The sequence below is a fragment of the Paenibacillus sp. FSL P4-0338 genome (genome assembly GCF_038002365.1).
GTDB lineage: Bacteria > Bacillota > Bacilli > Paenibacillales > Paenibacillaceae > Paenibacillus_AQ.
Genome location: NZ_JBBOCG010000002.1, coordinates 37,628 through 55,432, shown reverse-complemented (window position 1 = coordinate 55,432; position 17,805 = coordinate 37,628). Strand labels below are relative to the sequence as shown.

17 protein-coding genes, 1 tRNA gene and 1 riboswitch are annotated in these 17,805 nt (G+C 52.6%); of the genes, 2 read left to right on the top strand and 16 right to left on the bottom strand.

Annotated elements, in window-relative coordinates; translation table 11 throughout:
- Positions 1 to 115: 115 nt before the first annotated feature.
- Positions 116 to 1,168: a sugar-binding transcriptional regulator gene (locus tag MKZ07_RS24365; RefSeq protein ID WP_036690084.1), complete on the bottom strand. Its 1,053-nt coding sequence runs from the start codon at positions 1,166 to 1,168 to the stop codon at positions 116 to 118.
- Between the two features lie 292 nt (positions 1,169 to 1,460).
- Here MKZ07_RS24365 and MKZ07_RS24360 point away from each other — a divergent pair.
- A tRNA-Arg gene (locus tag MKZ07_RS24360) sits at positions 1,461 to 1,535 on the top strand.
- 193 nt (positions 1,536 to 1,728) lie between these two features.
- On the top strand, positions 1,729 to 2,325 hold the full coding sequence (clpP, locus tag MKZ07_RS24355) for an ATP-dependent Clp endopeptidase proteolytic subunit ClpP (RefSeq protein ID WP_036690083.1): 597 nt from the start codon (positions 1,729 to 1,731) through the stop codon (positions 2,323 to 2,325).
- Positions 2,326 to 2,400: 75 nt separating this feature from the next.
- Here clpP and MKZ07_RS24350 read toward each other — a convergent pair whose 3' ends face one another.
- The 15 genes from MKZ07_RS24350 to MKZ07_RS24280 all read right to left on the bottom strand — a co-directional run bounded on the left by MKZ07_RS24350 (position 2,401) and on the right by MKZ07_RS24280 (position 17,790).
- The gene (locus MKZ07_RS24350) at positions 2,401 to 3,039 is read right to left on the bottom strand and encodes a GDSL-type esterase/lipase family protein (RefSeq protein WP_036690081.1); all 639 of its coding nucleotides are present in this window, start codon (positions 3,037 to 3,039) and stop codon (positions 2,401 to 2,403) included.
- 153 nt (positions 3,040 to 3,192) lie between these two features.
- Positions 3,193 to 4,296: a PdaC/SigV domain-containing protein gene (locus tag MKZ07_RS24345; RefSeq protein ID WP_341028135.1), complete on the bottom strand. Its 1,104-nt coding sequence runs from the start codon at positions 4,294 to 4,296 to the stop codon at positions 3,193 to 3,195.
- A 273-nt stretch (positions 4,297 to 4,569) separates the two neighbouring features.
- Positions 4,570 to 5,319: an SIMPL domain-containing protein gene (locus MKZ07_RS24340; RefSeq protein ID WP_036690079.1), complete on the bottom strand. Its 750-nt coding sequence runs from the start codon at positions 5,317 to 5,319 to the stop codon at positions 4,570 to 4,572.
- A gap of 91 nt (positions 5,320 to 5,410) precedes the next feature.
- Positions 5,411 to 5,953 (bottom strand): GNAT family N-acetyltransferase, encoded by a 543-nt coding sequence (locus MKZ07_RS24335; RefSeq protein WP_076155976.1) that lies wholly within the window; start codon positions 5,951 to 5,953, stop codon positions 5,411 to 5,413.
- 77 nt (positions 5,954 to 6,030) lie between these two features.
- Positions 6,031 to 6,300, bottom strand: coding sequence for an HPr family phosphocarrier protein (locus MKZ07_RS24330; protein ID WP_036690075.1), 270 nt, complete (start codon positions 6,298 to 6,300; stop codon positions 6,031 to 6,033).
- Between the two features lie 97 nt (positions 6,301 to 6,397).
- Positions 6,398 to 7,327 (bottom strand): DNA-binding protein WhiA, encoded by a 930-nt coding sequence (gene whiA / locus MKZ07_RS24325; protein WP_036690073.1) that lies wholly within the window; start codon positions 7,325 to 7,327, stop codon positions 6,398 to 6,400.
- Positions 7,328 to 7,345: 18 nt separating this feature from the next.
- Positions 7,346 to 8,287 carry a gluconeogenesis factor YvcK family protein gene (locus tag MKZ07_RS24320; protein WP_179090418.1) on the bottom strand — a complete coding sequence of 314 codons (942 nt, stop codon included), beginning with the start codon at positions 8,285 to 8,287 and terminating at the stop codon, positions 7,346 to 7,348.
- Between the two features lie 57 nt (positions 8,288 to 8,344).
- Complete coding sequence (gene rapZ / locus MKZ07_RS24315; RefSeq protein WP_036690069.1) at positions 8,345 to 9,244, bottom strand: RNase adapter RapZ; 900 nt, start codon at positions 9,242 to 9,244, stop codon at positions 8,345 to 8,347.
- A 45-nt stretch (positions 9,245 to 9,289) separates the two neighbouring features.
- Entirely contained in the window at positions 9,290 to 10,240 is a 951-nt protein-coding gene (locus MKZ07_RS24310; RefSeq protein WP_036690067.1) for an ROK family glucokinase, read from the bottom strand.
- Between the two features lie 275 nt (positions 10,241 to 10,515).
- Entirely contained in the window at positions 10,516 to 11,778 is a 1,263-nt protein-coding gene (locus MKZ07_RS24305) for a DUF438 domain-containing protein (RefSeq protein WP_036690064.1), read from the bottom strand.
- Positions 11,779 to 11,792: 14 nt separating this feature from the next.
- A complete protein-coding gene (locus MKZ07_RS24300; protein ID WP_036690062.1) occupies positions 11,793 to 12,020 on the bottom strand; it encodes a DUF1858 domain-containing protein in 228 nt (75 codons plus the stop codon).
- Between the two features lie 168 nt (positions 12,021 to 12,188).
- Positions 12,189 to 13,883, bottom strand: coding sequence for a phosphomethylpyrimidine synthase ThiC (thiC, locus tag MKZ07_RS24295; protein WP_076155981.1), 1,695 nt, complete (start codon positions 13,881 to 13,883; stop codon positions 12,189 to 12,191).
- Positions 13,884 to 14,034: 151 nt separating this feature from the next.
- A riboswitch (TPP riboswitch) is annotated at positions 14,035 to 14,141 on the bottom strand.
- A gap of 49 nt (positions 14,142 to 14,190) precedes the next feature.
- Complete coding sequence (gene trxB / locus MKZ07_RS24290) at positions 14,191 to 15,144, bottom strand: thioredoxin-disulfide reductase (RefSeq protein ID WP_076077056.1); 954 nt, start codon at positions 15,142 to 15,144, stop codon at positions 14,191 to 14,193.
- 46 nt (positions 15,145 to 15,190) lie between these two features.
- Entirely contained in the window at positions 15,191 to 16,639 is a 1,449-nt protein-coding gene (locus MKZ07_RS24285) for a tetratricopeptide repeat protein (protein ID WP_076155983.1), read from the bottom strand.
- Between the two features lie 203 nt (positions 16,640 to 16,842).
- Positions 16,843 to 17,790, bottom strand: a complete 948-nt coding sequence (locus tag MKZ07_RS24280) for a ribose-phosphate diphosphokinase (RefSeq protein ID WP_036690058.1) — start codon at positions 17,788 to 17,790, stop codon at positions 16,843 to 16,845.
- Positions 17,791 to 17,805 lie beyond the last annotated feature (15 nt).

The following is a 17,805-nucleotide window of genomic DNA, read 5'->3' as shown; positions in this document are numbered from 1 at the left end:
GAATAGTTCCTCCTAGAGTTCGTTTTATTTATTCAAGACAGGCCGTGAGGCTCGTCAAGACAACAATGTTAAGTATAATGCATAAACCCTTTGCGCGCGCCCCATTTAATGGAATCTATAGGACCTTTTGTAGCTGTGTGTCGATTTCCTTGCCAATTTCGACAGCCGCCGCCTCGTCGATGACGAGAATATCCTCTTGCCCGAACCGCAGCATCGCATGAATAGCCTTCGCCTTGCGTTTGCCTCCGGCAATGCCGATAACGACTTCGGTTCGGATAATGTCTTCCAGGCGCAGCCCCATGGTCAGCATAGTGTGAACCACTTCGCCGTCCTCATTGAAATAGTATCCGAAGGACTCGGCTACAGCACCCTCGCCCTGAATCTCTGAGATTGTCCCGGAGTCCAGCTTGCGGCGGTGGGTCATTTCAATGGCATCACCTATTCCATGTACAATAATACGCGATCTGCGGATAATTTGTACAATCTCTCCAATATTAGAGTCCTGCGCAAGCGACTGATAGGCGTCTCCGCTAAGCAGATCGGGCACATGCAGCAGACGGTAATTGGCGCCAATCCGTTTGGCCATGGTTGAAGCTATGGTGTTGGCCTGTATCTCCATGCTCTCTCCCAGTCCTCCGCGCGCCGGAACAACCCAGGCGTTCTTATAGGAAAGGGATAGCGGCGGGGTCAGCTGATCGGCCATCTCGGCCAGGGTTGATCCGCCTGTGACGGCAATCGTGTCGTCACTGCGCAGTACGCTGAGCAGTGCCTTGGAGCCTGCGCGCCCCAGTTCACGCTTGGTGAAGGGCGATGTCTCACAATCGCCAGGCACCACAATGACTTTGGTGAGACCGTACGTAGTACGAATTTTCTCTTCCAGATCATCCAGGCCGAATAGGCTCTTGGCGATCGGCTCCAGCAGGTCAAGCAGTCCGCGACCGGCATCGCTAATGCGCATACCGACGCTCTCGATCTCAATGAGCCCCTGCGATTTCAGAAGATCCGTCTCGGCGCGCAGCACCCGCTCAGTCATATCAAGCGATGCGGCTAACGTCCTGCGCCCAATAATATCTGACAGCATGATCTGATGTAGAATCGTATACCGTCTCTTAAGGGTTTCCATGAGATCAGGCAGAAGCTGCTTTTGGATTTCCAATAAATTACGCATGCTTTCACTCCTGCAACTTCGTCTTTCTCTTATCCCTTGTTCGTGGTCTCAAAATGTCCCGGGTTAACTTTTTAAGTCCCACCCATATTCTACCCAAAACTGACGCCGAGTGCAAGTGTTCCGAGACTATAATTCTCAGCCCGCTTTCATCTTATACATGGGCTTGTCCGGCGCACAGCAGGCAGGAGGCGTATCTCCGGCTCTCTTAATGAAAACGGACAAAACTATTTTTAAGCAGCATGCTTAATACACATTGCTTTTATCCGAGATGTGTATTATAATAATTTCTGTTGCGCCCGTGGTCCAATGGATATGACGTAGGCCTCCGAAGCCTGAGATCCAAGTTCGATTCTTGGCGGGCGCGCCATTATTTTCAAGCTTGTACATAATTTAGTGCCGGATATATTATTTTTAACCAATGAGCCGCTTGAGGGCTCTTTTTTTTGAAAGTAAGTTTGACTTTCTTTGACTTTTTGTTTGAATTTGTTTATCATGTGGTTATTACGGTAACAGTAAACAATGAACACATTCGAAGCACCAATTTCAAGGAGGTTTTCCACGTGAGTTATATTCCTATGGTAGTAGAACAGAGCAACCGCGGTGAGCGCGCTTATGACATCTATTCCCGCCTGCTGAAGGACCGCATCATTTTCCTTGGAACGGAGGTTAATGACGTGGTAGCCAATTCCATCATCGCACAAATGCTCTTCCTGGCTGCCGAGGACCCGGATAAGGATATTCACCTGTATGTGAACAGCCCAGGCGGTTCCATCACAGCGGGTATGGCAATCTTTGATACAATGCAATACATTAAGCCGGATGTATCTACCATCTGTGTAGGTATGGCCGCTTCTATGGGAGCATTCCTGCTGAACGCCGGTGCCAAGGGCAAGCGTTTCGCCCTGCCGAACAGCGAGATCATGATTCACCAGCCGCTAGGCGGTGCCCAGGGCCAGGCTTCGGATATCGAGATCCGCGCCCGCCGCATCATCAAGCTGCGTGAGAAGCTGAACCGCATCCTGTCCGAGCGTACAGGCCAGCCGCTGGAGAAGATCGAGAAGGATACCGACCGCGATTACTTCATGAGTGCTGCAGACGCTGCCGAATATGGTATCGTGGACAAGGTAATTGAGAAGACTTTGCCGACAGGCGTATAAGTAATCTATCCCAATGAATACACCAAGAGGCTGTAACAGACCGGTCCGGTCATGTTACAGCCTCTTTCTTCATGCCTACCTTAAGCCCCCGTACCCCAGGGCATCCAGCTTGCCTGCGATTACGCGGTAGCCTCTGCCGTTCGGGTGGATATGGTCCAGGAACAGCAGCCCCCGCTCATTACCGGCAAATTCATGATATATCGAAGCAAAACCTACATTATTACTGCTATAGCCTGCGGCATAGCGGTTGAACTCCCGCACCCACTCTGTTGCTTCATCCACCTGGGGATATGGGTTATAGAGGCCTACCAATCGGATGATATAGGGGCTACGCGTACCAGCCTTGAGCTGTGTAAGGGTGCCCATGATGTCGCTGTAATTGTGCTTGCAATCCCGGAGCGCCTGCTGAAGCAAGCCCTGGAATTCACCGGGCCTGGGCCCCGCTGCCCGGGCTGCCTTAATCAAGTCATTGCCGCCAATGGACATCGTAATGATCTGCGCATCCTTCACTGCTGCCCGGTAGACATTAGAGGTCCTCAGCCGTTGCTTCAGCCCCCCGGTGGTCAGACCGTTGACGCCAAGATTCGCCGGCGCCACTGGCGTGCCCAGCCTCCCTTCTGCCATCCGACGATAGATGGGGACAAACCCGTTCCCGGGCAGCGCCCCGAAGCCAGTTGTGAGTGAATCTCCGATAGCCGTATACGCATAGACCATAACCTTACCTCCCCGTTATAAGCTGCTTGCCTTCTATAGCTTATGACTATCCGGGTAAAGTGGTAACGGCAGGGCAGGCTGATTAGGCACTGCACATGGAGAATGCCCCTGCGTCTCCCGGAGGAAACACAAGAGCATTCTTATGAAGATCTATTATTTCAGCGCTGTGAACGGACTGCTACCGTCAGGCAGAAGTTCCTTGAAGCTGAAGTCGAATTCCGGGAAGCCTGCAGCATAGACGGTATATTCATACAACTGGAAGAAGAGCACCGCTTTTCCATCTTTTAAATAGAAATACTTCTCGGTATTCAGGCCGGTGAACCCGCCCAGATAGCCTCCATGAGCCTTGAGCTCAGTAGTCAACTTGCTGTTAAGCTGCTTCTTGTAATTGGGGTTGGCCCCGAACAGGTCGCCCAGCAGCAGGCGTTTGCCGTCTTTGAGCGAGAAGGTGAAGGCATTGCGGTACGTCATCCCGTGAGCACCGCCGGTATATTCGTACTGATTAGTCACCAGACTAAGTACGCCATCCTGATTGTAGGTGACTACATAGCCGCCTTCAAATTCATAAGGCTGTTCATCCTTCTGGCGCTTGGAAATTACATCCTCAGATTCGGCTGCGAATTTCAGAACGGTCTGCTTAATCGTATCATTGATTGCCTTCTCAGCCTCTGCACTTGCCAGACCGCTGACCTGCGGATAATCCAGCCGGACAGGCGCATCCTTATGATCCTTCACATAGCTCACAGTCTTGATAGTTATCGCATTCTGCGTTCTTTTCGTCAGATTCAGCTGTCCTGCTGCCGCGTTCCAGTCCACCTTATAGCCCAGGTAATCGTTAATGAGCTGAGACGGGACGTACAGCCGGTTGTTCTGTTGTTTGACGTCATATTCATTGATGTAATAATTGTTCACCTTAATAGCGATTCCATATTCTGAAAGTACCAGCTTCGTTTGCGCAGCACCGGTACCGATCGCGTAGGTCTTCCCTGCTTTATCATAAGAGAGTGGCATCCCCAGCGCATCGCGCAGGAAGGTTACCGGCACCCATACCTTTCCTTCCTGGAGCAGGCCCGTTAGGGCTGTGCTTTTACCGTTTACCTTGAGCACTACAGAGGAGGATTTGGCTTTGGCCTGAACGGTTGCCGGAGCGGCCTCCGTAATATCTGCATTGAGGATTCCTGTTCCGCCCAGCAGAATTCCTGCTGCGAGCATTCCTGCACCCCATCTGCGGATGTATTTCTTAGAGTTCGTACTCATTGTTATTTCCCCTTCCACCTAGTGGTATGATTAGTCATGATGTGTGTTCCTCAGTATCACTGTTCCTATTATAGTTAAAGAATACGCGGGGATTGTTACAATCCGCTTTACAGTTTCTTAAGGTTTGCCATGATTATCTAAAGATCCTGTTACCTCAATTTAAACAAATTGAGAGCTTTCGATAGCGCATATGTGCATATATATACATTCATATAATTATATAAAAGCGCCTGCCCCGCTATAACAGCAGAGCAAGCGCCTCTTGCGAAACGTTTATTTCAGTTCATATGTTACATTCAATTGGGTAGTGACCTTGACCTGCCCGGGTTCAACGGAGCTTCCGGCAGCAGAATCCATTGCCATCTTTTGCGCTGCTTCAGCGTAGACCACCGGGTTATTCCCGTCATCACTCTGAACGACTGTGACTACCTGGCCCAGTCCGCGTTTGGCTGCTTTGGCAATAGCCGCTGCTTTGACATCTGCATTCTGCATAGCCTTCTCGATTACCTGTGCTTCAAAAGCCGATGGATCTTCAATGGCAAACCGCACATTGCCGATGTTGTTCGCTCCAGCCGCCGAGGCAGCGTCCAGCAATTGTCCAACCTTTGTCAGATCCCGGTAAGCGACCTCCAGGGTATGCTGGGCGTTATAGCCTTTTACCTTCTGGCCGTCTTTCTCGCTGTAAGTGTAGTTAGGCTGTACGTAGAACTGGGTGCTCTGAATGTCCTTGTCCGCAATGCCCCAAGTGGTCTTGAACAAGGCGGTCAGCTTGGAGACCTTCGCGGCTGTGCCCTTCTGTGCTTCCTGCGCGGTTTCGGCAGTTGTCGTTACCCCGATGGAGAGATACGCGATATCCGGTTTGATCGACAGCTCGCCTTTGCCCACCACGTTCACAATATTCTTCTGCACCTCATCAGCGTAAGCCTTTTCAGGACCCTTTAGCACTCCGCTCAACCCCATTCCTCCAATCATCAAGCTCCCTGCCAGCAATACTGCTCCAATCGATTTACCCCATTTTCTCATGCTTGCCATCCCCTTTCGATTCGTTTAAGTGTTAGTACCCTCTAGACGGGACAGCATGGTAAAAGTTGCATGAGCAATGTACGATATTTTTTTATTTGCTCCCCGTCCCGATCCAGAAGCGGCGGATGACATTTCCGTCCTCCTCTATATATTCGCTATCCTCGATACCGCCATTCCTGCGGATTGTCCGTTCCGATGCGGTGTTGACGGCGTCACAGACCACGAGTGCCTGCTCAATACCCAGTTCACCTGCCTTCAGGAGAGCCTGTTTCAGAAGCTCACTTGCATAGCCCTGTCTGCGTGCAGAGGGGACGATGCCATAACCGATATGCCCGCCAGAATGGAGCAGCCTCTCCGTCAGCCGATGCCTGATGTTCACAGCTCCCACTACCCGCTTGTCCGTAGTCACCAGCCAGAAGGTTGAACTTCTCACCCACCCGTCCGGGATTTCTGCACCATGGGCATACCCGCGAAGAGCCTGAATCATACCGCCAAAGTCAGCCGGGTCCATCTCTGTTACCCAGGGGACAAATGGCTCACCGCTGGCCTTCCACTCCTCATAAAAGGCTAAATACGGCTCTCTAAACGTCTCAGCAGGTTCCACTAATGATACTTCATTGCCTTGAATCTGCATTCCTATCCCCCGCCTTATCCAGTATAGCTGATATGAAAAAAAGCCCCTAAGGGGCTTTTAGTAAGACCATGTAGCATTTATTGATTCTCAAGCTCTTCCTTGCTTACCAGACTGGTCAAAGCGGTTACAGCCTGTTCCGCGTCTGCACCATCTGCGCTGATATGAATCTCCGTACCGGAACTGATCGCAAGGCTCATAATGCCCATGATACTCTTGGCGTTCACTTTTTTATCGTCTTTTTCCACGAAAATCTCCGACGAAAACTTATTAGCTTCTTGCACAAACAATGCTGCCGGCCGAGCATGGAGCCCCGTCTTCAACCGAACAACTACCGGGTGCTTTGTCATGAAACGCTTACCCCCTATTTGAGATCTGCCCAAAAATTTCACATTAATTTTATAATATTATATCATTATAACGCATACCGCACTAGAAAAAAAATAATCAGCCGCCGCGGACCTTGTCCGCCAGCTCATCAATTTTGCGCAAACGGTGGTTAACACCCGATTTACTGACCGTCCCGCCCAGCATATCCCCGACTTCCTTGAGGTTAATATCCGGGTGAGCCAATCTGATCTCGGCAACCTCCCGCAGCTTATCCGGCAAACTTTCCAGACCCACCTCGCGCTGCAGCAGCTTGATGTTCTCAATCTGGCGTACCGCCGCACTGATCGTCTTATTCAGATTGGCCGTTTCGCAGTTCACAATCCGGTTGACCGAGTTGCGCATATCGCGCATGATCCGCACATCCTCGAATTTGAACAGCGCCTGATGAGCGCCGATCAGACTGAGGAACTCGATGATCTTCTCGCCTTCCTTGATGTATAGGATGAAGCCTTTTTTGCGTTCTATACAGCGGGCATTCAGGTGAAATTCACCAGCCAGCTCAACGAGCGCCTTGCAGTGCTCCTCATACATGGAAGCGATTTCCAAGTGGTACGAAGAGCCCTCCGGGTTATTGACTGAACCGCCTGCCATGAAGGCTCCGCGCAGATAGGCACGCTTGCAGCAATTCTTGCCGACAATCTCCTCATCAATCCCATCCGTGAAAATAAAACCTTCAGAGACAATCCGCAGATCCTTAAGGATCTCCTGGACCTGGTTCGGAATTCTTACAATATAGACGTTATTCTTCTTCAAACGCATTTTTTTACGCACGAGCAGCTCGATATGGACCTGGTAATATTTCTTAAGCAAAGAATATACCCGCCTTGCAATCGCGGCGTTCTCCGTCGAAATGTCGAGAACCACCTTTTTGCTTGAAAGCTGCACCGAACCGTTCATTCGGATCAGCGCTGACATTTCCGCTTTCTCGCAGCAGGGCGGGCTCTCGACCATCGTCAGCTCTTTTTTGGTAAGGGCCGCAAAAGACAAGGGGCTCACCTCTTTCATTTAACTCTTTCTGTCAATCCAATCCTTCACCAGCTGGAAAATATGGTGACTGAGCTTATCTGTATCATGCCGCAAATAGGTTTTGAATAATACCAGCTTGTCGGCAATCACCTTATACCCGTTGCCATCCACAGCCTCACGGTCAAGCTGCACCGGGCGGGCGCCCTTCTCGGCGTATTTAAGCTGAACCTGCTCCGGGATCTCCCCGTCATTCACGATTACATAATCGAACAGATGCAGCCCGATGTGGTCATATACGGCCTGAAGATGGTCATTAACTGTATAATTATCCGTTTCGCCCGGCTGGGTCATCACATTGCATACAAAAATCTTAATCGCCTCTGAAGCCACTACGGCCTCTGCCAGCTTCGGCACCAGCAGATTCGGCAGAATGCTGGTGTACAGACTGCCCGGACCAAGCAGAATAGCATCTGCGTTGCGGATAGCCTCCAGCGCCTCCGGCAGCGGCTCTACATCCACAGGCTCCAGGAACACGCGCTTAATGACGCCGCCTGCCTCCGGAATTTTGGATTCGCCGGTAATCAGCGTCCCATCCGCCATCTCGGCATGCAGGATTACCGCCTCTCCGGCCGCAGGCAGCACCCGGCCGCGAACGGCGAACAGCCGGCTCAGCTCCCGGACTGCTGTAACGAAATCCCCGGAGATGTCGGTCAGTGCAGCCAGAATCAAATTGCCCAGGCTATGTCCGGCTAAGCCTTCTCCGCTGCTGAAGCGGTACTTCATAATCTGCGCCATCAGAGGCTCAACGTCAGCCATAGCTGTAAGTACGTTGCGGATATCCCCGGGCGGCGGCATCTGCAGCTCACTGCGCAGAATCCCGGAGCTTCCCCCGTCATCTGCGACAGTTACGATCGCCGTGATATCCAGCGGCTTCTCTTTCAGCCCCCGGAGCATCACGGAGAGTCCGGTCCCGCCGCCCATCACGACGATCTTCGGACGCTGTCCTTGTTCTTCAGCCACTAATCATCCCTTCTCTCATCAATGCCGGTCGCGTTCGGAGTCCCGATGGCTGACTGCTACCGCTTCCGTCTCGCTAACTCCCAGCATTTTGCCCAGGTATTCGGCGATGGCTACCGAGCGGTGTTTGCCGCCTGTACAGCCGATGCCGATAATAATCTGGGATTTGCCTTCCTTGCGGTATTGCGGAATAAGGAATTGAAGCATATCTAGCAGCTTGGTCAGAAATTCTTGCGTTTCAGGCCATTTCATTACATAGTCGTACACCTCGTTGTCTTGGCCTGTCTTAGGCCGCAGCTGATCCACATAATGTGGATTAGGCAGGAAGCGGACGTCGAACACCAGGTCAGCATCAATCGGAATTCCATACTTGAATCCAAACGAAGTAATGTTAACCGAGAGGGTGCTTTTCCCGAGGTGGGAGAAGCGTGACACTATTTTTTCTTTGAGCTGCACCGGCTTCATGCTGCTGGTATCCAGACACAGAGTAGCTGAATTCTTCAGTTCCTCCAGCATCTGGCGCTCCATGCGGATGCCGTCCAGCGGCATGCCCTTGGGAGCAAGCGGATGATGCCTCCGGCTCTCCTTGTAACGCTGTACAAGCACTGAATCTGTGGCATCCAGGAAAAGGATCTCACACCCGATCGTTGACTCGTCCTTGATATAGGCCAAAGACTCCGACAAGGCGGTGAAGAATTCCCGCCCCCTGAGGTCGATGACCAGCGCGACCTTGGCGATTTTACCTTTGGACTGCTCAATCAGCTCAGCGAATTTCGGGATTAGCACAGGCGGTAGATTGTCCACGCAGAAGAACCCCAGATCCTCCAGGCTCTGCACGGCAATCGTCTTGCCCGCACCCGACATGCCTGTAATGATAATCAGGGTGGCATGGGCGGGCAGGGTTTGCTCGAGGTCAGTCATTACAGCATCCCTCCCTATAATTAGTATATGAATAATTCCAGTCTTTTAAGAACGCAGCAGCAGCCCTGCCGCACCAATAATACCGGCGTCATTGCCAAGTGCTGCAGGTACAATCGTAACACCGGTCTGCAGAGGGGCAGGCGCCAGCTTAGCGAACACCCGGCGGACTTCATCGAACAGAATATCGCCTGCCTTGGAGACTCCGCCACCGACGATGAATACTTCTGGGTTCAGAACCGCTGCAACGGAAGCCATCGATTTGCCCAGGTAGAAGGCCGCCCGGTTCACAATACGCAGCGCAGCCTCATCGCCTGCCTTAGCGGCATCGAATACTTCCTTCGCAGCGATTTTTTCAACGGTGGACAAGGAGGTCCGGTCCCCGCGTGCTACAGCATCATTCGCCATGCGGATAATGCCTGTCGCTGAGGAAACGGTTTCCAAACAGCCCATGTTCCCGCAGCCGCACTGGATCGCTTCCAGATCGGGCACCACAGAGATATGTCCCAGCTCGCCGGCAAGACCGGCAAAGCCCTGATACACCTTACCATTAATAATAATACCGCCGCCGACACCCGTACCGAGCGTATAGCAGACACAATTCTCTATGCCGCGCCCTGCACCGCTCCAGGCTTCGCCCAGTGCAGCCACGTTAGCATCATTGTCTATTTTGACTGGCTTGTTCAGACGACCCTCCAGAATGGAGCGGATCGGCACATCTCTAAATCCTATGTTGGGCGCAAGGATGATGATACCTTCACGAATATTCGTAAATCCGGCCAGTCCCGCACCCACACCAGCCAACTGGTCCCAGGAGTACGGAGAGTCCTCCACAATCTGGCGTACATACTTCTCGATATTATCGATGACAGCATCGACGCCATCCGCAGTCCCTGTCGGACCTTCGTAAGTGTGCAGCAGGCTTCCCTCGGCATTACAGATTCCAACCTTAATCGTGGTACCACCTAAATCCACGCCAACGTAGATATGTTCAGACATGTTACAAGCCACCTTTTTCTATGCTAAAATAGTTAATCCTACGTACCCACTATAATAGAAGCCTCCCCTGCGGTCAAGGAAAGGCGATACACCCGGGGCAATGGGCTTGAGGAAGCTGGCCGGAACGCTCACTGGCAGCTTCAGCCCGGCGGCAACCCGCATAACATAACCCCAAAACATATAAATTCTTATTTTTTAACAAAAAGACTTTCTCACCAGGCAGGCAAGAAAGTCCGTTCATTCTCTTCTATTGTAAGGCACCGGACGTATTACTGCTATTCCGACAAAATCCGCTTCTGGCCCTCAAGGGCACGGATCGGTGCGATATTCTGGGTGAATTCCAGCGTCCCCATATAACGGCCGTCTGCATCCCGCACGGCGAAATAACGGATATAGATGAATTTATCCTTGATGTTAATCCAGAAATCCTCAGCATCCTTCACTCCGGCCTTGAAATCCGCCAGCAGCTTCTCAACAACATGCACGCTTTGCGGCGGATGGCAGTTCTGCACGGTGCGGCCGATGACAGCCTTCGTCCGGGCGAAGATCCGTTCCTTGCCATGCGAGAAGTAGCGGACGACATCGTTCTCATCGATAAAGGTGAGATCCACCGGCAGATGATTCATCAGCGTCTCAAGCTGGTGGAGCGACAACAGCCCGGTCTCGAACCGGATGAAGCCCTGGGGGGACAGACCTTCCCCTTCTTCCGCCGGAACATCAGCGCCCTCAGGCTCCGCCGCACGTTCCGGTACCCATTCCTGATCCGGCGCAGTCAGGCAGAAGCCGATTTCATCGCTTTCGCGGGCGATTTTGACCCACTCATCCTCAGTCAGCTTATCCAGCGCCATCGGTAGCAGAATATTCTCTTCCTTGAAGATCATTTCATTGACTTCCTTAATAATCTCTTCAAGTGCGGCTGTAATTTGCCCGCTATCCCCGTTATAGGCGCTAAGCGCCTTCTTGGCTTCCTTGATCATATTGCGGATTCCGTCATCGACTCCCCACATTACCTTCGTAGGACCGTATATACCGTACTTCTCCAGGTAAGGGAACAGGAGATTCTCCTTGCGGCTGTAGTGCTTGTCGAGATCCAGCAGCAGACTCAGGTCCTCCAGCAGTTTGAAAATAATCTCATCGCTGGCGTTCTTCTTGAACTTATCCGCATGCAGCTCCAGCCGGAAGTTGACCAGACGCTCGATCTCGCGGTTCTCCAGCTTGAACGTATGCACGGGATGACCGGGCTGCTCCTCGGGCTTAGAAGAACGGTGAATTTGTTCAATCGAGCCTTTGAAAATCGCCGTATGCACGGAGCAGAGGCGCTGTACTTCCTCTACCGGAATGCCTTCCTCGGTCATTAGGGAGTGCTCCATGGCGGAGATTTCCTCCACCGTAACATCGCCTACCGCCTCTTCAAATCGTGCCTTAACCTCCTCCACGCTTTTGCCCGCATGCAGCTCCTTGATGATCTCTCTCAGCATAGCCTGGCGGCGTGTCTGTTCCGGAATATCGACCTCGCGGTTATTAATCAGTTCGCTCATCGTAATCTCTCCTTCTATTCTATAATCTCGAAACCATGCTGCTGAAAGGCCAGCCGAACGGTTTCTAGCTCTATTTTCTTTAATTTCATTCCTTTGGACAGGGTCATGAATCGTCCTGCAGTCTGCAGCATTCCAGGCTTCGCAATATCACGAAAACCCAGCTCCACCATGATCTCAACAATTTCCGGGTGCCTGGTTACCAGCTCAAAGACCGATTCATCCAGCTTCAACGCTTTGCTCATCCTTTTGCACACCTCACTAATGAGAATTCTTCTCAGGCAATAGCTTAGCATAGGGTACAGAGGTGAATTGTGATTGTAATCACTAACTATAAAAAGACTATCCCCGCAAGCCTTTCAGCTTGGGAGATAGCCTGAGAATGTTACGATTCCGCTGTATTAGCAGCTAAGTTAGAGTGATTTGCTCCATCTATGGGAATTACGGATATCATGCGAAATCCGCATGCTGCAGAACTTAGGACCACACATCGAACAGAAATGCGCCTGCTTCGCCCCCTCCGCCGGCAGGGTCTCGTCATGATACGCGAGCGCTCTTTCCGGGTCGAGGGAAAGATGGAACTGGTCGCGCCAGCGGAACTCGAACCGCGCCTTGGACAGCGCATCGTCACGGTCCTGCGCTCCCGGATGTCCCTTGGCAAGGTCTGCAGCATGTGCAGCAATTTTGTAGGTAATGACGCCTTCGCGCACATCATTCTTGTCAGGCAGGCCTAAATGCTCCTTAGGGGTAACGTAACACAGCATCGCCGTGCCGAGCCCCCCGATCATCGCGGCTCCGATGGCCGAAGTGATGTGATCATAGCCGGGTGCAATATCCGTAGTCAGCGGCCCAAGCGTATAGAAAGGAGCTTCCCGGCAAATCTCAAGCTGCTTGTCCATATTCTCCTTAATCTTGTGCAGCGGCACATGCCCCGGACCTTCAACCATGACCTGAACATCGTGCTTCCAGGCTAGTAGGGTCAGTTCTCCCAGCGTCTCCAGCTCGGCGAACTGAGCTTCGTCATTGGCGTCGGCGATTGAGCCGGGACGCAGGCCATCCCCAAGTGAGAAGGCCACATCATACGTCTTCATAATCTCACATATATCTTCGAAGTGTGTGTACAGGAAGTTCTCCTGCTGATGAGCCAGGCACCAGGCGGCCATAATCGATCCGCCCCGGGATACGATGCCAGTCATTCTCCGGGCAGTCAGCGGAATATAGCGCCGCAGCACCCCTGCATGAATGGTGAAGTAATCCACTCCCTGCTCCGCCTGTTCAATCAACGTGTCACGATAGAGCTCCCAGGTTAAGTCCTCGGCAATGCCGTTCACCTTCTCCAGCGCCTGGTATAAGGGCACTGTACCGACCGGCACAGGAGAATTGCGGATAATCCACTCCCGGGTGGTATGGATCTTGGAACCGGTGGAGAGATCCATAATGGTGTCAGCCCCCCAGCGGGTCGCCCACCGCATCTTCTCCACTTCCTCTTCTATAGAAGAAGTGACCGCAGAATTTCCGATGTTCGCATTGATCTTCACCAGGAAGTTACGGCCGATAATCATCGGCTCACTCTCCGGGTGATTTATATTGGCCGGGATAATGGCACGGCCCGCTGCCACTTCATCCCGTACGAACTCCGGCCGGGTATTCTCGCGGATCGCAATATACTCCATTTCCGGTGTTATAATCCCTTGCCTTGCATAATGTAGTTGAGTTACATTACCGCCTGTATAGGCCCGCTGGGGATTCCTGCGCAGTCCTGGACAAGCTTCGGCGGCAGCCCCTTGTCTGCGGATTCCGTTATCCTCCGGCCGGACGGCTCTTCCGGTGTATTCCTCCGAATCGCCACGCTCCGCAATCCAGCTTGAACGGTGCGGCGGCAGCCCCCTCCGAATGTCAGTCTCTTCCGCGGCATCCGTGTAAATACCGCTTGTGTCATAGACACGCAGCGGAGCATTCTCCTCTTCCCCGGCAACGCCTTCGGTTCTGCTAAGGCTGATCTCACGCATCGGAACTTGGATATCCGGGCGTGAGCCCTCCACATACACTTTACGGCTTGCGGGGAATCCGGAAAGATCCACCTCTTCGTTTTTACCCATTCCTGTCATTTCAATCTCCTCCTCTTCGCTCTGTACACTCATCAGATAAGAGGTCACGCAGCAGATTGAGCTGAAGAATCTATAGATTCCTGCAAGTCAAAAAGCCGCTCCACCTGGAGCGGCTTTATTAAAGAAACAGCCAAATAAGACTGTACTCAAAAAAGGTCCGACTCCACTTTCCTACGCTGGTATGATCCAGATCAGGTTCAAGGGTCCGGAAATTCAATTTTCCCGTCTCAGCCTATTCAGGCTCCCCTAGTGGGTATCTTATCTAATTAAGTACATTTTACCTGTGCGGGTAATTGTTGTAAACCCGTTATTTGTCCAGCGATTCGCTCCAGTCGTGCACCATCGTGCCTTCCAGGAACTTCTCGGCATCCATAGCGGCCATACAGCCGGTTCCCGCTGCCGATATCGCTTGGCGGTAACGGGTGTCCTGCACATCGCCGCAGGCGAATACACCCGGGATGTTGGTCTCGGTGGTACCCGGATTCACCACGATATAGCCATTAGCATCCGTATTGATCTGCCCGCCCAAGAAGGCTGTGTTCGGTGTGTGTCCAATCGCTACGAACACACCGTCTGCCTCTACCAGCTCTGTCAGACCTGTCTCATTATTAAGCACCGTAAGACCCTTCACTCCGGTCTCTCCTACCGTTACTTCTACCGGTGTGCGGTTCAAGGCCCAGGTTACCTTGCTGTTGTCACGCGCCCGGTCCTGCATGATCTTCGAGGCCCGCAGCTCGGGACGGCGGTGAACCAGCGTTACGCTGGAAGCAAAACGGGTCAGGAAGCTGGCTTCCTCCATGGCAGAGTCACCTCCGCCGACGACGACAATCTTTTTATTACGGAAAAAGAAGCCGTCACAGGTCGCACAGGTGCTGACCCCACGGCCCACATTCTCCTGCTCGCCCGGGATGCCCAGATATCTTGCAGAGGCCCCGGTTGAAATAATGACTGACTCCGCTTCCAGTACACCCATTCCGTCCACTGTTACCTTGAACGGACGCTGTGAGAAGTCCACCGACTCCACCCAGCCGTTCTTGAATTCAGCGCCGAAGCGTTCTGCCTGCTTGCGCATATTGTCCATCAGGTCCGGACCCAGAATCCCTTCAGGGAAGCCTGGAAAGTTCTCCACTTCTGTTGTCGTTGTCAGTTGTCCCCCAGGCTGCAAGCCTTCAATTACCAGCGGGCTCAGGTTCGCACGCGCCAGATAAATGGCAGCAGTCAGCCCGGCCGGGCCTGTTCCGATTACAATCGTTTTGTACATTACATTGGCCTCCTTACAAGTAGATGTTCTTACAACAGCAATTGCTTCAAATACGGGTAGTGGACGGCGATAAGCCGCTGGTTCCTGGCAGTATCCCCTTGGGTCCGGGAGCAGCCGCAGGCTCCTGCTCTTCGCCGGGCGAACCGCCGGCTTCATTCAGGTTCTCCCCGATCAGCCGCTGAAGGCTGAACAATGCTGCCTCCTGCAGGCGGTCCTCCTGCAGCGGCTCCTGCTCCAGAACTCCGCGCAACACCTCAGACATCTCCTCGTCCTCAATCCAGCGGAGAGCCTCGGTCACCTGAAGCTTCGTAGCAGAATCGCCGTAGCGCAGCGCCCAGAAGAACGAGGCACGCAATAGCGGATTATTCCGCACTTCTTCAGTGAATCTGCCCGTATTGCCCTTCCACTGCTTCAGCTGCTCCTGGAAAGGCAGCTGATAATTATAGCTGACAGTAGGCATAGGATGTCCTTCTGCACGGGCCTGCTGGAGCTGGGACAGGAAGAACGCAGGGACAGCGGAAGCTGGGTCCAGCTTGGCTGCCTGTCTCCAGCAGCGCAGCGCCTCATCAAGTCTTCCGCTATTGCTTGCCGCCGCTGCACAATAATGATACAGCCCGGCGTCTCCGGCGACCTCCTCGTCCTTCAGCAGACGGCGGAAATGGCTGTAAGCGGCGGTGTGCCGGCCCAGGATACCCATGGTTGTGGCCATTTTGAATACATGCTCCTGATGGAACGGCACCGTTGCTTCAAGCATCCCCAGCAGCGTCTCAAGCTGCCCCTTGTCCCCTGCATACTGCAGGAAGATGGCCATATTGCACAGAGCGTGCAGATTGCCAGGGTCCTGCTTGAGCACTTCATTCAGACATTCCTTCGCCTTGGCGAACCGGCCCATATAGAAATGGGCGAGTGCCAGATTATTATGCGCAGCCAAAAAATCCGGGGTGCTTGCAATGATCTCCTCCAGCAGCTCTACAGCCTGAGGGAACTTGCCTTCCTCCAGCAGACTTCGCGCCTGGTCATGCTCTACGACTCCCTCACGGCTGCGGATACGCACCAGCGGAGCAGGCCGGTTCAGCTCATATTGCAGCAGCTCCATCAGTTCTTCGGATTCGGTCATGAACTCGCCGTCAGCATCCTCTTCCAAGTAGGTGACCAGCGAACGCTCCGCCTCTTCAAAGCTTTCCATATTAGCGAAGTTATTAGCCATATAGAAATGGCATTCCGTCATAGCAGGGTCGATCTTCTCCAGAACATGGATAAGAATCTCGTTAGATGCGGTATAATTGCCCATCTCAGATAATATACCCGCCATATTGCAATGATTCACCGGATTATCCGGCTCATATTCAACAGCTTTGCGAAAATTTCTTAATGCCTTATCATATTGAAAGCGGTCCAGCGACCGAACGGCTCTTTCAAAGAAAAAATTGGCATCCAGAGTGACCGGAATGATGTTACTGTTCTCCGCGACATTCTCTGAAGTTCTCTCAATCATGGAAGCAAGGCACCTCCCTTTTGTCAGCTTCCCTAGCCTTACCTGTTCGTTTCCATTTATGGTCTCGGCTGTCTTCTTCACACAGTATACCACATGTGGCAACGAGATTCTCAATCTCAAGAGAGTGCTAACGGGAGTGAAAAGATTGGAAAAATACAGCCTTAGGGCCTGCTCACATCTCATTCACAAAAAAGACGCGGGAGTTAAATCCCCGCGTCTCTGAATAGCTTATCTATGGAACCGCCCTCGATGATAATGCGCGTGGCCTCCGCCAGCATGGGGGCTACCGAGAGCACTGCGAATCTGCTGGAATGCTCGTCCGGCAGGGCAATGGAATCGGTAATGACAATCTCGTCGATATTGGGATGGTCCATCCGCGCAAGCGCATCTCCGGAGAACAGTCCGTGTGTAGCACAGACGATGCTGTTCCGCGCCCCCCGCTCCTTCAGGCCCTCCACCACATTGACGATAGTCGTTCCGGTATCAATAAGATCCTCGATAATGATCGGCGTCCTGCCTTCCACATCACCAATGACATGGGTGATCACCGATTCATTATGAGCCGGACGCTTCTTAATCATGATGGCGAACGGCGAATCCAGGCGGCTGGCCAGCTTCTCCGCCATGGATGCGCGTCCCGCATCCGGGGAGACCACGACCAGATCGGTAAGACCCTTCACCTTCAGATAACCGCTGATCAGATCAAGCGCGGTCAGATGATCGACCGGAATATTGAAGAATCCCTGTATGGCTGCGGCATGCAGATCAATGGTAATTACGCGCGTTGCACCGGCGGTGGTCAGCACATCGGCGACCATTTTGGCCGAGATTGGTTCACGCGGTGCTGATTTGCGCTCCTGCCGGGCGTACCCGTAATAAGGAACGATAATGTTCACCGTTCTGGCCGATGCGCGCTTGGCGGCATCAATCATGACCAGCAGCTCAACAAACAGCTCGTTAATCGGATGAGCCAGGGATTGCACCAAAAATACGTCGCAGTTCCGGATGCTCTCTTCATAATGCACATAAATCTCGCCGCTTTTGAAACGGGTCAGCTTGATCTGGCCAAGCGGCGCACCAAGGCGCTCCGCAATATCAGCGGCAAGCTTCGGATTCGACGAACCGGAAAAAATCCGTAATTGATGATGCATAGTACCCTCCTGGGA

Bases quoted from the DNA above. Each gene is read 5' to 3' on its own strand.
- thiC (WP_076155981.1), bottom strand. From the start codon at position 13,883: ATGACAGGAATGGGTAAAAACGAAGAGGTGGATCTTTCCGGATTCCCC.
- MKZ07_RS24300 (WP_036690062.1), bottom strand. From the start codon at position 12,020: ATGAGCAAAGCGTTGAAGCTGGATGAATCGGTCTTTGAGCTGGTAACC.
- MKZ07_RS24350 (WP_036690081.1), bottom strand. From the start codon at position 3,039: ATGGTCTATGCGTATACGGCTATCGGAGATTCACTCACAACTGGCTTC.
- MKZ07_RS24305 (WP_036690064.1), bottom strand. From the start codon at position 11,778: ATGAGCGAACTGATTAATAACCGCGAGGTCGATATTCCGGAACAGACA.
- trxB (WP_076077056.1), bottom strand. From the start codon at position 15,144: ATGTACAAAACGATTGTAATCGGAACAGGCCCGGCCGGGCTGACTGCT.
- MKZ07_RS24310 (WP_036690067.1), bottom strand. From the start codon at position 10,240: ATGTCTGAACATATCTACGTTGGCGTGGATTTAGGTGGTACCACGATT.
- MKZ07_RS24330 (WP_036690075.1), bottom strand. From the start codon at position 6,300: ATGACAAAGCACCCGGTAGTTGTTCGGTTGAAGACGGGGCTCCATGCT.
- MKZ07_RS24285 (WP_076155983.1), bottom strand. From the start codon at position 16,639: ATGATTGAGAGAACTTCAGAGAATGTCGCGGAGAACAGTAACATCATT.
- MKZ07_RS24365 (WP_036690084.1), bottom strand. From the start codon at position 1,168: ATGCGTAATTTATTGGAAATCCAAAAGCAGCTTCTGCCTGATCTCATG.
- MKZ07_RS24345 (WP_341028135.1), bottom strand. From the start codon at position 4,296: ATGAGTACGAACTCTAAGAAATACATCCGCAGATGGGGTGCAGGAATG.
- MKZ07_RS24320 (WP_179090418.1), bottom strand. From the start codon at position 8,287: ATGGGCGGCGGGACCGGACTCTCCGTGATGCTCCGGGGGCTGAAAGAG.
- MKZ07_RS24335 (WP_076155976.1), bottom strand. From the start codon at position 5,953: ATGCAGATTCAAGGCAATGAAGTATCATTAGTGGAACCTGCTGAGACG.
- MKZ07_RS24340 (WP_036690079.1), bottom strand. From the start codon at position 5,319: ATGAGAAAATGGGGTAAATCGATTGGAGCAGTATTGCTGGCAGGGAGC.
- rapZ (WP_036690069.1), bottom strand. From the start codon at position 9,244: ATGACTGACCTCGAGCAAACCCTGCCCGCCCATGCCACCCTGATTATC.
- MKZ07_RS24280 (WP_036690058.1), bottom strand. From the start codon at position 17,790: ATGCATCATCAATTACGGATTTTTTCCGGTTCGTCGAATCCGAAGCTT.